The sequence below is a fragment of the Saccharothrix hoggarensis genome, assembly GCF_052936025.1.
In genome coordinates this window covers 7,515,477-7,530,100 of the sequence record NZ_CP193624.1, presented here as the reverse complement: position 1 = coordinate 7,530,100, position 14,624 = coordinate 7,515,477, and the positions used below count along the sequence as shown (strand labels likewise).

11 protein-coding genes and 1 pseudogene are annotated in these 14,624 nt (G+C 72.9%); 5 read left to right on the top strand and 7 right to left on the bottom strand.

Annotated elements, in window-relative coordinates:
• Window positions 1–55: 55 nt before the first annotated feature.
• Entirely contained in the window at window positions 56–688 is a 633-nt protein-coding gene (locus ACRAKH_RS34505) for an HAD family hydrolase (RefSeq protein ID WP_380726676.1), read from the bottom strand.
• Between the two features lie 163 nt (window positions 689–851).
• Here ACRAKH_RS34505 and ACRAKH_RS34500 point away from each other — a divergent pair, with 163 nt between their 5' ends.
• The 3 genes from ACRAKH_RS34500 (at window position 852) to ACRAKH_RS34490 (ending at window position 6,042) form a co-directional block, all read left to right on the top strand.
• The gene (locus ACRAKH_RS34500; RefSeq protein WP_380726674.1) at window positions 852–2,888 is read left to right on the top strand and encodes a PhoX family protein; all 2,037 of its coding nucleotides are present in this window, start codon (window positions 852–854) and stop codon (window positions 2,886–2,888) included.
• A gap of 141 nt (window positions 2,889–3,029) precedes the next feature.
• Window positions 3,030–5,105: a PhoX family protein gene (locus ACRAKH_RS34495; protein ID WP_380726672.1), complete on the top strand. Its 2,076-nt coding sequence runs from the start codon at window positions 3,030–3,032 to the stop codon at window positions 5,103–5,105.
• Between the two features lie 247 nt (window positions 5,106–5,352).
• Window positions 5,353–6,042 (top strand): SDR family oxidoreductase, encoded by a 690-nt coding sequence (locus ACRAKH_RS34490; protein WP_380726670.1) that lies wholly within the window; start codon window positions 5,353–5,355, stop codon window positions 6,040–6,042.
• Here ACRAKH_RS34490 and ACRAKH_RS34485 read toward each other — a convergent pair.
• On the bottom strand, window positions 6,032–6,613 hold the full coding sequence (locus ACRAKH_RS34485) for a hypothetical protein (protein WP_380726668.1): 582 nt from the start codon (window positions 6,611–6,613) through the stop codon (window positions 6,032–6,034). The two genes, ACRAKH_RS34490 and ACRAKH_RS34485, sit on opposite strands and share 11 nt — an antisense overlap.
• Window positions 6,614–6,676: 63 nt before the next feature.
• The gene (locus tag ACRAKH_RS34480) at window positions 6,677–7,978 is read right to left on the bottom strand and encodes an amidohydrolase family protein (RefSeq protein ID WP_380726666.1); all 1,302 of its coding nucleotides are present in this window, start codon (window positions 7,976–7,978) and stop codon (window positions 6,677–6,679) included.
• Window positions 7,979–8,167: 189 nt separating this feature from the next.
• On the opposite strand from ACRAKH_RS34480, the gene ACRAKH_RS34475 reads away from it, so the two are divergent.
• Window positions 8,168–9,244 carry a hypothetical protein gene (locus ACRAKH_RS34475; protein WP_447009536.1) on the top strand — a complete coding sequence of 359 codons (1,077 nt, stop codon included), beginning with the start codon at window positions 8,168–8,170 and terminating at the stop codon, window positions 9,242–9,244.
• An 83-nt stretch (window positions 9,245–9,327) separates the two neighbouring features.
• On the opposite strand, the gene ACRAKH_RS34470 is transcribed toward ACRAKH_RS34475, so the two are convergent.
• The 3 genes from ACRAKH_RS34470 to trmB form a co-directional block, all read right to left on the bottom strand.
• Window positions 9,328–10,497, bottom strand: a complete 1,170-nt coding sequence (locus tag ACRAKH_RS34470; protein ID WP_380726662.1) for a sensor histidine kinase — start codon at window positions 10,495–10,497, stop codon at window positions 9,328–9,330.
• Between the two features lie 448 nt (window positions 10,498–10,945).
• Window positions 10,946–12,067 carry a nitric oxide synthase oxygenase gene (locus ACRAKH_RS34465; RefSeq protein WP_447009535.1) on the bottom strand — a complete coding sequence of 374 codons (1,122 nt, stop codon included), beginning with the start codon at window positions 12,065–12,067 and terminating at the stop codon, window positions 10,946–10,948.
• 145 nt (window positions 12,068–12,212) lie between these two features.
• Window positions 12,213–12,854 (bottom strand): tRNA (guanosine(46)-N7)-methyltransferase TrmB, encoded by a 642-nt coding sequence (gene trmB, locus ACRAKH_RS34460; protein WP_380730659.1) that lies wholly within the window; start codon window positions 12,852–12,854, stop codon window positions 12,213–12,215.
• Window positions 12,855–13,058: 204 nt separating this feature from the next.
• Here trmB and ACRAKH_RS34455 point away from each other — a divergent pair.
• Window positions 13,059–13,966 (top strand): annotated as a pseudogene (locus ACRAKH_RS34455) (IS5 family transposase).
• A gap of 8 nt (window positions 13,967–13,974) precedes the next feature.
• On the opposite strand, the gene ACRAKH_RS34450 reads toward ACRAKH_RS34455, so the two are convergent.
• Window positions 13,975–14,556, bottom strand: coding sequence for a hypothetical protein (locus tag ACRAKH_RS34450; protein ID WP_380729477.1), 582 nt, complete (start codon window positions 14,554–14,556; stop codon window positions 13,975–13,977).
• Window positions 14,557–14,624 lie beyond the last annotated feature (68 nt).

Below are 14,624 nucleotides of genomic sequence, written 5' to 3'. Positions count from 1 at the left end.
CATCCTATCGAACACCTGTTCGATCCAGTAGATCGTTCACCCGGACGGGTAGAGGCTATAGCGCGGCGGGCAGGGCTGACAGCGCGGGCAGGACGGTGACCTGGGCCAACACCTCCGGGTCCGGGGGGAAGTGGGGGTTCGGGACGGCGTACACCGTCATGCCGGCGGCCAGGGCGGAGCGCAGGCCGTTGGTCGAGTCCTCCACGGCGGCGCAGCGGGACGGGTCGGCGCCCAGCTTGGACGCGGCCAGGAGGTAGACGTCGGGCGCGGGCTTGCCGGCGGCCGTCTGCTCGCTCGACAGCGCGACCGGGACGACGTCGGTCAGGTCGGTCGCCGCCAGGAACGACTTGATCAGCACCGGCGGTGACGAGCTGGCGATCGCCACGGGGTAGCGGGACGCGACCTCGCGGACCACGGCCACCGCGTCGGGCAGCACGGGCGGGCCGTCGGCGTACCGCTCGGCCATCTCCCCGATGACGCCGGACGCGACCTCGGCCGGGGTGAGGCGGACGCCCACCTCGGTCACCAGGTACGTCGCCCACTCGGGTGTGCTCATGCCCTGCATCGCCCGGGTCGACGCGGGCAGCCACGTGCCGCCGTGCCGGGCCGCGAACGCCCGCCGCACCTCGTCCCACATCCGCTCGGAGTCCACCAGCACGCCGTCGAGGTCGAACACCACCGCTTCCACACCCCGACCGTAGTGTGAGCCCACCTGCCCCGCCCTCCTCGCGTCGAATCGGTGAGGATGGCGAAGTGAATCTCCGCGGTGAAGAATTGATGGTTAACAACAGGTGAACGCCGGCATACGGTCGGTCGGTCTTCCGTACTGACCGTAGGAGGCGTTCGAGTTGGTGCGACACCTACCCCTGCTGGCCAACCACTCCCCCGGACGCGCGGCGGTGACCTGCGAGTACCGCTGCGGCGACGCGTGCTTCCACGACGTGCCCAACACCTCGGGCAACCCCTACTTCGGCGACCTCGTCACCCGGCGCACGGCGATCAAGGCCGGTGTGGTCGTCGCGGCCCTGGGCGGCGCGGCGGCGACCGGCGCGGCGACCGCCGAAGCCGCGCACGCCGAACCCGAACCCGCGCCCGAACCGGCTCACGCCGACGCGTCACCCCCGGGACTGGACTTCCGGCCCGTCGAGCCGAACACGCTGGACGCCGTCGTCGTCCCCGAGGGCTACCGCCACGAGGTCGTGATCCGCTGGGGCGACCCGATCTTCCCCGGCGCGCCGCGGTTCGACTTCGACCACCAGACGGCCGCCGCGCAGGCCCGCCAGTTCGGCTTCAACTGCGACTTCGCCGCGCTGCTGCCGCTGGACGCGACGGGCCGCACCAGCCTGCTCGTGACGAACCACGAGTACACCAGCGAACCGTTCATGTTCAAGAACTACGACCCGGAGCACCCCACCCGGGAACAGGTGGAGATCGCCTGGGCCGCGCACGGCCTGTCCGTCGTCCAGGTCCACCAGCACCGCGACGGCCGCCTCAGCACCCGCTTCTCCCGCTACAACCGCCGCATCACGGCCACCACGCCGTTCCGGCTCACGGGCCCGGCCGCGGGCTCCGACCTGCTCAAGACGTCCGCCGACCCCACCGGCACGATGGTGCTGGGCACGCTGAACAACTGCGCGGGCGGCGTGACGCCGTGGGGCACGATCCTGTCCGGCGAGGAGAACTTCAACCAGTACTTCGGCAACGCCGCCGCGCGCAGCGACCCGCGCCTCGCCCGCTACGGCATGACCGGCACGGCCACCACCCGCAAGTGGGAGCGGTTCGACCGGCGCTTCGACCTGGCCCGCGAGCCCAACGAGGCCAACCGGTTCGGCTACGTCGTCGAACTCGACCCGACCGACCCCGACTCCACCCCGGTCAAGCACACCGCCCTCGGCCGGCTCAAGCACGAGTGCGCCAACGTGCGCGTCGCGCCGGACGGCCGCGTGGTCGCGTACTCGGGCGACGACGAGCGGTTCGAGTACGTCTACAAGTTCATCTCCACCGGCAAGGTCCGCCCCGGCGACAGCCGTGCCGCCCGGCGGCACAACATGACCCTGCTGGACGACGGCAGGCTGTACGTCGCCCGGTTCACCGGCGACAGCCCGCCGGCCGAGGTCGACGGCTCGGGCAGGCTGCCGTCGGACGGGCGGTTCGACGGCCACGGCGAGTGGATCCCGCTGGCGAGCGGCGACCGGTCGTTCGTGCCGGGCATGACGGCCGAGGAGGTCTACGTCTTCACCCGGCTCGCGGCGGACAAGGTCGGCGCGACGAAGATGGACCGCCCCGAGGACATCGAGACCCACCCGCACACCGGCGTCGTCTACTGCGCGCTCAGCAACAACGTCGACCGCGGCAAGCCGGGCAAGGAAGGCGCGACCGAGCCGAACCCGCGCGTGAACAACAAGCACGGCCAAGTGCTGGAGCTGACCGAGCGCGGCGGCGACGCCCTCGCGCTCACGTTCTCGTGGAACCTCATGCTGGTGTGCGGCGACCCGGCGTCGCCGGACACGTACTTCGCGGGCTACGACAAGACCCGCGTCTCGCCGATCTCCAGCCCGGACAACGTGGCGTTCGACCGGCACGGCAACCTGTGGATCTCCAGCGACTCGGCGGGCGCGCTCAACGGCCTCAACGACGGCCTGTACGCGGTGCCGGTGGCGGGCCGCGAACGCGGTCACCTCAAGGCTTTCCTCACCGTGCCGCGCGGTGCGGAGACGTGCGGGCCGGTGATCGGCGAGCGCGTGGTGACGGTGTGCGTGCAGCACCCGGGCGAGGTGGACGGCGCGAGCGCCGACAACCCGGTGTCGCACTGGCCGGACGGCGGCGACTCGCAGCCGCGCCCGTCGGTCGTGGCGGTGTGGCGGGAGGGCCGGCGGATCGGTGAGTAGGGGCCGACACGCGCTGTGAGCAGGCGGTTCCGGTCGGCGAAAGGTGGAGGTGTTCGCCCGCCGTTCACCTCGAAGTCCGCTGGCGGAGGGGTTGCACTCCTACGGTCGCCCAGTTCCCACTGAGCGATCTCGGAGGTCCGTGTGTCCTCATCCACCGATCGGGGCCGTCGCCTGCTGCCCCTGTTGCCCAACCACCCCCTCGGGCGTTCGGCGATCACCTGCAAGTACCGCTGCGGCGACGCCTGCGCGCACGAAGCCCCGAACACGTCCGGCAACGCCTACTTCGGTGACGTCGTCGGCGAGGTCGTGCGCCGGCGTGGCCTGCTGAAGGCGGGCGCGGTGCTGGCCGTCGCGGGCGCGGGTGTCGGGCTGGTCGGTGCCGGCGCCGCCGTCGCGAAGCCCGACGCCGACGTCGACCTGGGCGGCGGGCGCCGCAAGGACGGCCTGAACTTCACCGCCGTCGCGCCCAACACCGAGGACCGGGTCGTCACGCCCGAGGGCTACGAGCAGGGAATCGTGCTGCGCTGGGGCGACCCGGTGCTGCCCGGCGCGCCCGAGTTCGACTTCGACCGCCAGACCCCGGCGGCGCAGGCGAAGCAGTTCGGCTACAACTGCGACTTCCTCGGCCTGGTCCCGGTCGGCAGGCACGACCAGTGGCTGCTCGTCGCCAACCACGAGTACACGAGCGAGGAGTTCCTGTTCCGGAACTGGGACTCCGCCAACCCCACCCGTGAGCAGACCGAGATCGCGTGGGCCGCGCACGGCGCGTCCGTCGTGCTGGTCGAGCGGGACCGGCGCACCGGCAACCTGGTGCCCAAGGTGGACCGCCGCTACAACCGGCGGCTGACCGCGACGTCCGAGTTCAAGGTCACCGGCCCGGCGGCGGGCTCCGCGCACCTCAAGACGTCCGCCGACCCGACCGGCACGAAGGTGCTGGGCACGCTGAACAACTGCGCGGGCGGCGTCACGCCGTGGGGCACGATCCTGTCCGGCGAGGAGAACTTCAACCAGTACTTCGGCAACGCCGGTTCGGTCACCGACCCGGTGGTGAAGGCGCGGCTGGCCAGGTACGGCCTGTCCGGCGCGGCGTCCACGCGCAAGTGGGAGCGGTTCGACAAGCGCTTCGACGTGGCGCAGGAACCGAACGAGGTCAACCGGTTCGGCTGGGTCGTCGAGATCGACCCGCTCGACCCGGACTCGACCCCGGTCAAGCACACCGCGCTCGGCCGCTTCAAGCACGAGGGCGCGAACGTGATCATCGCCCGCGACGGCCGCGTGGTCGCGTACATGGGCGACGACGAGCGCTTCGACTACATGTACAAGTTCGTGTCCGACGAGAAGTTCAAGCCGGGCAACAGCAAGCACGCGCGTGAGCACAACAAGAAGCTCCTCGACCGCGGCACGCTCTACGTCGCCCGGTTCACCGGCGACAGCCCGGCCGCCGAGATCGACGGCTCCGGCAAGCTGCCCGCGGACGGCGAGTTCGACGGCACCGGCGAGTGGATCGCGCTGGCGAGCGGCGACCGGTCGTTCGTGCCCGGCTTCACCGCCGAGGAGGTCTACGTCTTCACCCGCCTCGCGGCGGACAAGGTCGGCGCGACCAAGATGGACCGGCCGGAGGACGTCGAGCCGAACCCGCGCAACCGCCGGGTGTACGCGGCGCTGACCAACAACACCGACCGCGGCAAGGCGGGCAAGGAAGGCGCGACCGAGCCGAACCCGCGCCTCAACAACCGGCACGGGCACGTGCTCGAGCTGGAGGAGCGGCGCGGCGACAACACCGCGACGTCGTTCTCGTGGAAGCTGATGCTGGTGTGCGGCGACCCGACGTCGCCCGACACCTACTTCGGCGGCTACGACAAGACGCAGGTCTCGCCGATCTCGTGCCCGGACAACGTGGCGTTCGACGCCCGGGGCAACCTGTGGATCTCCACCGACGGCAACGCCCTGAAGTCCAACGACGGCCTGTTCGCCGTGCCGGTGGAGGGCGAGTTCCGCGGCCGGGTGAAGCAGTTCCTCACCGTGCCGAAGGGCGCGGAGACGTGCGGCCCGGTCATCGAGGACGACTTCGTGCTCGTCGCCGTGCAGCACCCCGGTGAGATCGACGGCGCGTCGGCGTCGAACCCGCTGTCGCACTGGCCGGACGGCGGCGCCTCGCAGCCCCGCCCGTCGGTCGTGGCGGTGTGGAAGAAGGACAAGGGCCGCATCTGCGGCTGACCCCGGCGGTGGAGGGCCCGCGCCGCGGGCCGGGCCCTCTGCCGAGTTGTCCACAGGCACGGCAGTTGTCCACAGCCGCAGCCTGACGCCGCCCACGTGTCGGTCCTGTGTGGCAGCGTAAAAGCAGGGGTCCCCTCGGCGGGGACGCCTGCGCAGCAGGCTTTCGGCGGTGGTGCCTGCGCAGCACCGCCTGCGCGGCACCGCCCTTCCTCGGTGGCCCGCGGCAGGGGTTGGTTAGGGTCGAGGCATGAGTCGTCCCGTTGCCCTCATCACCGGCGCGTCGCGAGGTATCGGCGCGGCGGTCGCCCGCGTCCTCGCCCCGACGCACGACCTGCTGCTGGGCGGCCGGGACGAGGCGGCGCTGGCAGAGCTTGCCGGGTCGCTGGGCTCCGCCCGGCCGTGGCCGGTGGAGCTGACCGACCCCGGCGCGCTCGCCGCCGCCACCGCCGACCTCACCCGGCTGGACGTCCTCGTGCACAGCGCGGGCATCGCCGAACTCGGCCCGCTCGCCGAGGCCGGCGCCGACGTCTGGCGCCGCACCCTCGACCTCAACGTCGTCGCCGTCGCCGAGCTGACCCGCCTGGTGCTGCCGCTGCTGCGCGCCGCCCGCGGCCACGTCGTGCTGATCAACTCGGGCGCCGGGCTGCGCGCCAACGCCGACTGGGGCGTGTACGCGGCGAGCAAGTTCGCCCTCCGCGCCTACGGCGACGTGCTGCGCGCCGAAGAGGAAGACCTCCGCGTCACGTCCGTCCACCCCGGACGCGTGGACACCGACATGCAGCGCGGTGTCCGCGCGCAGCAGAGCGGCGACTACCAGCCGCACCTCTACCTGCACGCGGACTCCGTCGCCCGGGCCGTCGCGACCGCCGTGCACGCGAGCGAGGACGCCCACGTCACCGACGTCGTCGTCCGACCGAGGCCGCGCCCTAGCTCGTGAAGGTGAACCCGCGGTCGGTCGCGAGCCGCGCGAGCTGCCGGTTGCCCACGACCGACGAGTGCGCGGTCGACACGTACACGACCTCACCGTTCGGCCGGTAGCTGTACGCCGTGCGCGACCCCCACTCGCCGACGTGCTCGGTGAACACGACGAGCCCGCCGTCGGCCTGGCGCACCGAGCCGGTGCACGTCGAGAACCCGCACAGCTCGGCGGGCGTTGTCGTGAAGAACCCCGGCGCGTGGATTTGGATGAAGAAGCCCGACGGGCCGCGCGGCGTGCTGAACCGGACGTCGTTGTTGACGTACTGGAGCCCGTCGAACAGTCCCGCCGCCTCGTGGCCCCAGGCGCCGGTCGTCACGTCGGACGCGCCGCGCACGACCAGCGGCACCAACTCCACCTCGCGCGCGGCGAACCGGGCCGTGCGCACCTCCAGCTCCGCCGCCGTCTCGTACACCGGCGTGACGTCCGCCGGAGGCCACGTGAACTCCCCCGACGGCGCGGCGGACGCCGTGCCGGCCAACCCCACCATCGCCGCCAGTGCCAGCACGGCGGTCAACGTCCTGCGAATCATGGTGCGTCCTCCCCTTGGTCGGTCCTCCACAGGAGAAGACGCACGCGCCCCGGTTTCTGTTGCCTAGCGGAGTCGGGCGGACACGGCCCGCACGCCGGCCTGCGCCTCGCGGCGGTCGACGTTCGTGGTCTCGCCGTCGGCCACGACCTGCTTGCCGGCCACCCACACGTCCTTGACCCGCCGGGTGCCCGACGCCCACACCAGGTTGGCCAGCACCTGCTCGTCGGGCGCGTCCAGCCCGGTGGCGAAGGCCGGGTCGTCCACGTCGACGTGCACGACGTCGCCCCACCGGCCGGGCTCCAGCGCGCCGAGGTCGTCGCGGCCCAGCGCCGCCGCGCCGCCCCGCGTGGCCAGCAGCAACGCGTCCGCCGCACGCATCGCCGTGGCGTCCTTCGTCGTCACGCGCGCGAGCAGGGCCGCGAGCCGGGCCTCCTCGAACAGGTCGAGGTCGTCGTTGGACGCGGGACCGTCCGTGCCGAGCCCGACCGGCACGCCGGCGTCCAGGTAGGACCGCAGCGGCGCGATGCCGGACGCCAGCTTGGTGTTCGAGCCGGGGCAGTGCGCGATGCCGACCCGGTGCCGGGCGTAGATCGCCACGTCCTCGGGCGAGAGGTGCACGGAGTGCGCGGACAGCACCCGGCCGCCGAGCACGCCAGCCTGCTCCAGCAGCCGCGGCACGGAGCCGTGCGACTCGCGCTGCGCCACGTCCTCCTCGGGCGACTCGGCGACGTGGATCTGGAGCAGCGCGCCGCGGTCGCGCGCCTCGCCGGCGATCTCGCCCAGCGCCTCGGGCGTGAGGATGTACGCCGAGTGCGGCCCGTAGCTCAGCTCGATCCGCTCGTCCGGCCCGAACCGCAGGCCGTCGGCGTCGATCCAGCGGGTGATCTCGTCGGTCATCGGCCGCCACGGCAGGCCCGGCAGGTCCATGATCGCCGCGCCGAACAGCACCCGCGAGCCGGCGGCCAGCACGGCGTCGGCCAGCTGCTCGCCGTGGAAGTACATCTCGGCGCTCGTGGTGACGCCGTTGCGCAGCATCTCCACCGCGCCGAGCAGCATGCCGACCCGGATGTCCTCGGGCTTCATCTTCGCCTCGGCGGGCCACATCGCCTCGTGCAGCCAGCGCAGCAGCGGCAGGTCGCCGCCCATGCCGCGCAGCAGCACCATCGGGCTGTGCGCGTGCGTGTTCACGAGGCCGGGCAGCAGGATGCCGGTCAACCGGCGGACCTCGCCCGCGAACTCCGGCGCGTGGGCCTCCGGACCGACGTGCGCCACCCGTCCGTCGACGATGTCGACCACGGCGTCGCGGAGGACGGTGCAGGCGGGATCGCAGGGCAGGACGACCGGGGCGTGGAGGCGCAGCGACATGGCCACGATCCTGCCGCACGCGGCCCGATGGCACTCGAACGAGCGACACACGACACGGCGGCACAGGCGTCCCGCGTAACACGAAAAGTGGGTTTCGCCGACTTGAGAGTTGCTCGCGTGCTGGACGGACGTAGCCTCCGGAACGTTGGGATAAGTGGTCTTCCCGCTGATCCGGCGAAGGAGTGCGCGGTGGCTCGGAGCGGTGTCGAGAATGGATCCGGCGAGCGGCGCGGCCGCGGTCTGCCCGCGGTGGCCGTCCTGCGGTCGGAGGACGACTTCACCGATCCGGGCCTGTCCCGGGAACGCCGGTGGCTGGCGTTGTTCCTCCTCGTGCACCTGGTGGACGAGCACGGCCGGATGAGCACCGCGTACCGGCGCGTCCTGAAGCGGGCGGCGCGCGAGCCGGGGCACTGGGCCCAGGGCCGGTCGCTGGGCGCGGTGCGGGCGGAGGTGAGCCGCTGGATCGGCGCGAACGCGCGGGCCGACTCCCGGCCGCCGTGGAACCGGATCGCCGACGTGGTCGACGCCGCCGTGCACCCGAGGTTCGCGCCGGGCGTCCGGGCGACGGCCCGGTACCTGTACGCCCTCGCCACCGGCGAGCCGGCCGACGAGGCGCACCGGCCGCACTGGCTGCACCCGGCCGCGGGCACGGTCACGACGTCGCTGATCGGCGGCCCGGAGTGGGCGGCCAAGCACAGCCTGCCCCTGGCGGTACCCGAACCCCGCCCGCCCGAGCCCGCCACCAAGCCGGCAGCCAAGCCCGGTGCCGAGCCCGCAGCCGAGCCCGCAGCCGGCCTCGCCGCCGAGCCCACCGCCATGCCTGCGGCCGGGCTCGCCGCCAAGCCCGCCACGGAGCCGGCCGCCCCCCTCGCCGCCGAGCCCGCCGTGGAGGACGCCGTGGAGGACGCCGAGGAGGATGGGGCGTTCGACCCGGAGTGGAGCGCCTACAACCTGCTGTGGACGGTGGTCCGGGCGCACCGCGACGCCCAGCACCGGATCGCCCTGCTGGAGCACCAGGTCCGCGAGCTGCACGAGGAGAACGCCCGGCTCTCCGGCGACGTCACCTCGTGGCTCGGCGGGTACCGGCCCGCCATCCCGGACCAGGAGCGCCGGACCCGCGAGCCGCGCCCGGTCGCCGACCGCCACCTGGCCGCGGCGGACCCGCCGGCGCCGGACGCACCGGCCGACCCCGTGGCGGCGGACCCCGGGCAGGTCTTCACCTACCCACTGCCGGCGGAACTGCCCGCGGCGCGCGTCACGAGCTGACCGCGCGGCCACCCGCACGTCACCCCGCACGTCACCCCCGCACGTCATTCCCGCAGGTCACACCCGCACGTCACATCCGCACGTCACTCCGCCACCGGCAGCGCGGCCCGCACCTCCCAGCCGCCACCGCCGCGCGGACCGGCGCTGAACCGCCCGCCGAGCAGTTCGACGCGCTCCCGCATGCCGACCAGCCCGTACCCGCCGGTGCCACCGACCGGCGACGCCTTCTGCGCCCGCCCGTCATCGGCCACGACCACGTGCACCACCCCGTCGGACACCACCACCGAGACGTCCACGGAGGACACCCCGTCGGCGTGCTTGCGGGCGTTGGTCAACGACTCCTGCACCAGCCGCAGCACCGAGCGCCCCAACGACGGCGGCACGGACACGGGCAGGTCGAGGTGCAGCCGCACCGGCTGGCCGGACCGCTCCACCACCCCGCGCACGTCGTCGGCCAGGTCGCTGCTCGCGCTCGGCGCGTCGGCGTCGCCCTCCGCGTCGGCCCCGCGCAGCGTCCCCACCAGCCGCCGCATCTCGGTCAACGCCTCGTGCCCGCTGCGCACGATGATCGGCAGCGCCTCGGGCGCGGCGGACGGCACGGCCTGCGCCGCCTGCGCGTGCACCACCATCCCGGTCACGTAGTGCGCCACCACGTCGTGCAGCTCGCGCGCCAACGCCATGCGCTCGGCGTGCTGCGCCGCCGCGACCTCGGCCCGCACGGCGGTCGCGCGCTCCCGGTCGCGGGCCCGGAAGTACAGGCCGGTGCCGACCGACAGCACCAGCAGCACCGAGCCGCCGATCACGTGCTGCCACGGTCCCGGCCCGTCGTACTCCGGCCAGTACCGGGACCAGTAGTCCGGCCGCATGAAGTCCGTCAGCGCGGACACGGCGACCAGCAGCGCCACCGCGAGCACCGCCCGCACGAGCGGCGCGTGGCGGACGACCGTCGCGATGACCGCCATCACGGCCGCGGTCTCGGACACCACCAGGGCGCCGATCAGCGGCACCTTGGGCGCGGAGTCGACCACGAGCAGGACGACGGACGTCGCGGCCACGGCGGTGGCGGCGGCCAGCGTGGCGTCGAACGGCCGGCGGGGCGCGAGCACGGCCAGCGCGCACACCACGGCCGTGCCGGGGAACTGCCACCAGTTCGCGTCGCCGATCAGCTCGCTGCCGAGGAGGAAGAGGAGGGCGCACGCAAGCGGCCACTGGCGGCGGAGCAGGGGCCGCCACCCGAGGTGAGTGCTCTCCACGACACGTCACGGTAGGTGCTCGGGGCGGATCGTGCGTCCACCTCCGGTCGGGTGGGGTGTCCACCGCCAGGCTGACCCGAACGCCACTCAAAACACACCAGTGGCCGATGTCGGATGACGAATCCGGGGGTGACTCTGGTGAAGGGAGTCGGGGAACGGAGGAACACCATGTTCGGAGTGGTCGCGACGTGGGCGGGCGCCGTGCTGGGTCTGCTGGTGCTGGTCCTGATGGCGTTGGCGGGCGTGCTGGTGGACTCGCAGCGCTGACGGGTGTCGGCGCTGACGGTGTCGGCGCCGGCAGGGCCGCGGCCGGCGGGGTCAGCGGCTGATGGTGCCACCGGCCGGTGGGGTCAGCGGCCGGCGGTGCCAGCGGCCGGCGGTGCCAGCGGCCGGCGGTGCCAGCGGCCGGCGGTGCCAGCGGCCGGCGAGGGTCGGCGGCCGGCGGGGGTCAGCGCTCGGCGTGCCGCCGGAGCAGTTCGGCGAGGCGTCCGGGCGACTGGGGCTGGGTGGTCTCCTCGGGCGCGGGGGCGAAGCGGGGCGGTCCGCCGGCACGGGCGCGGCGGGCGGCGGCGGGGTCGAGCCGGAACGCCGGCCGGTTGCCGGAGTGGCGCTGCCGCGACCGCAGCCACGACAGCCGGTGCAGCGACTCGGCGTGGTGGTCGGTGATGGTGACCTCGGCCAGGTCGAACGAGTGCAGCACGGCCCGGTTCAGCTCCACGACGGCGCGGTCGCGCCACAGCGAGCGCTCGGTGGACGTGTCGAGGCCGAGCGCCTCGGCGACGGGCCGCGCCGCGCCGTAGGCGTTCTCGTCGGCGAGGCTGCGGGCGCCGATCTCGGAGCCGACGAACCACGAGTTGAACGGCGCGGCCGGGTAGGTGACGCCGCCGATGGTCAGCCGCATGTTGGTGATCACCGGCACGGCGTGCCAGCGCAGGCCGAGCCGGCCGAACCAGGGCAGCTCGGGGTGTTCGAGCAGCACCTCGTGCACCACGTCGGGCGGGATGGCGAACAGCTTCGCGCCCTCGTGCGCGGTCTCCACGACGAGCGGCAGCAGGTCGAACCGGCCGGGGGTGGCGGGCGGGCGCCAGCCCATGCCCTGGACGGAGTCGGTGAACGCCCGGTAGCGGCGGTCGCCGGCGCCGTCGCCGTAGCCCGCGTACCGCACCAGCTGCTCGTTCCAGATGCACGGTCCGGGCGCGGTGGGCGTGTCCGGCGCGAACACGGTGACCAGCGGGCGGATCTCGCCGCCGTTGGTGGCCAGGCGCAGGTGCTCGACGCACTCGCCCGCCACGGCGGCGGCGTTGCGGAAGCCGCGCAGGTCGCGGACCTTGAGCCGGCGCCACGGCACGCCGCTGGTGCACCAGCCGGAGTCGCGCAGGGCGATCCGCGCGCCGTAGGCCAGCTCGTGGGTGGTGTGCCGGTAGGTGCCGGTGGCCGCGATCTCCTCGCGGACCTCGGCGAGGCGCGGCCCGACCGGCCCGGCCTCGGGGTGGGCGATGTGGAACATGCGGAGGAACCCCTCCGCCGCGTCCACGTCGAACGTTATCGGTTCGTTGTCAACTACGGTCACGGGCGGCAACCGTAGTTGCGGAGCGGTGTGACGCGTCACTGCCAGACGGGGCACATCGGGTGATCAACAAAGTCCACTCGTTCCGGTGATGAAACGACGGGGAGTCGCCGCATCGGTCGCACCGGGACGTGCCTTGATGACACGGTCAGGTGAGGTCGTTCCGCTCGAACATCAGATCGTGGCTGATCCGGTCCTCTTCGACGGCCCGCTGCTCGAACTTGGTGACCGGACGCCACTCCGGCCGGGGCGCCCACCGCTCGTGCCGGTTGCGCAGCAGCGGCTCGGCCGAGCACACCTCCAGCATCTGCTCGGCGTACTGCTCCCAGTCCGTGGCCAGGTGCAGCGTGCCGCCCGGACGCAGGCGCGTCGCGACCAGGCGCACGAACTCGGGCTGGACGAGCCGGCGCTTGTGGTGCTTCTTCTTCGGCCACGGGTCGGGGAAGAAGATCCGCACGGCGTCGAGGGAACCGGGCTCCACGTGGTCGGTGAGCAGGTCGACCGCGTCACCGCGCAGGACCCGCAGGTTGGTCACGCCGAGCGCCTCGGCGCGCAGCAGGAGCTGCGCCAGGCCGGGCTTGTAGACCTCGACGGCGACGTAGTTGACGTCGGGAGCGGCGGCCACCAGCTGGGACGTGGTCTCGCCCATCCCGGAGCCGATCTCCAGCACGACGGGCGCCTCGCGCCCGAACCACTCGGTGAACCGCACGGGACCGGCCGGGAGCGCCTTGACCTCGAGGCCCAAGCGCTCCCAGTGGCGGTCCCATGCGCGCTGCTGCCCCACGGTCATCCGTTCGCCGCGTTGGACGTAGCTGACAACGGATCGGTGGTGCGGCGGTCGCTGGTGGCTGGACGTCACGGGCGTACAGCCTAGGTGGTGCGCTAGCGCGTGTTTCAAAGGTGAGGTGATCGGCGGCGTGTCGATGGCCGGAACGTGGCGAGGTCTCCGGTAAGTGGTTTAGCGACCAAGCAAAACCGTTGTACCGGAGACCTCGTGGCCAGCGTAGCGGCAGCGGGGCGGGCCGACTTGACCGACGCGCAGTGGGCGCTGTTGCAGCCGCTGTTACCCGTGGGGCGCAAGCCGGGCCGTCCGCCGAAGTGGAGCAAGCGGCAGTTGATCGACGGCATCCGGTGGCGGGTGCGGGTCGGTGCCCCGTGGCGCGACGTCCCGCCCGACTACGGACCCTGGCAGACCGTCTACGGATTGTTCCGCCGCTGGCAGCGGGCCGGGATCTGGAGGCAGATCCTGACCGCGTTGCAGGCCCGCGCCGACGCCACCGGGTCGATCGTGTGGGACGTGAGTGTGGATTCCACGGTCATGCGGGCGCACCAGCATGCGGCGGGTGCGCGTAAAAGGGGGATCTGCAGGTCGAACCGCCCGACACCCCGACCGGCGGGACCGAGCCGGACGATCACGGGTTGGGGCGGTCGCGGGGCGGGTGGACCAGCAAGCTGCACCTGGCCTGCGAACAACGGCGGCGGCCGTTGTCGCTGTTGGTCACCGCCGGGCAACGCGGTGACAGTCCCCGGTTCGTGCCGGTGATCGAGGCGATCCGGGTGCCGCGTCCGGACGGGGGGCGACCACGCACCCGGCCGGACCGGATTCTGGCGGACAAGGCCTACAGCTCCAAGGCCAACCGCGCCTACCTGCGGCAACGTGGGATCAAGGCGACCATCGACCAGCCCTGCGACCAGGCTGCCCACCGCAAGGCCAAAGGCTCCGCGGGCGGGCGGCCACCGACGATCGACAGGGAGATCTACAAACAGCGCCACGCCGTCGAATGCGGCATCAACCTGCTCAAACAGCACCGGGCGGTGGCCACCCGCTACGACAAACTCGCCGTCCGCTACCAGGCCACCGTCCACGTCGCCGCCATCAACATTTGGCTACGCCACATCTGAAACACGCGCTAGGCGATGTTCTCCAGGTCCTCGATCTGCTCGCGCAGCTCGGCGACGGTGAACTCGATGGGTTGGCGCTGACCGGGGCCCCGGTGCGCGGGGAGCAGGTCCACGAAACCGGGGTGCCGGTCGGTGAACTGCACGGTGGTCGGCTCGGCGGGCCCGTAGACGCCGCTCTCGGACGGCACGAACTCCCAGTAGCCGACCTCGCCCTCGCTCGCCCACGGGACGAAGACCCAACCCGGCCGGCTGCCCAGCAACCGGGTCACCTCGTCCTCGATGGCGAACGCCGCCGCGCGCGAGGCGATCCTGCCCCGGGAGAGGGCCCGCAGCCACCAGGGTGCCGGTGCGTCGGGGCCGACCGCGCGGAAGAGCGCGAGCACTTGCTCCTCGTCGGCCCGGTGGATCCAGGCCCGACGGGTCGCCGCGGGCGAGTCGGCGACACCGACGCCTCCCGCGGCTTCGATCGCGTGCGACCATTCCAACGCCAACATCGGTTCGACGCGAAGGGCGTGGTCGCGTTGCCGTGGCAGCTTCTTGGTCCCGGTTGCCGAGTGGTCGGCGTTCAGGTCCGGATCGAGCACCGTCACGGGTTCACCTCCGGTGGGTTCCTTGACGGGGGGTATCCGAATTCGCGTGCGGGCAGGCGCCCACCTCA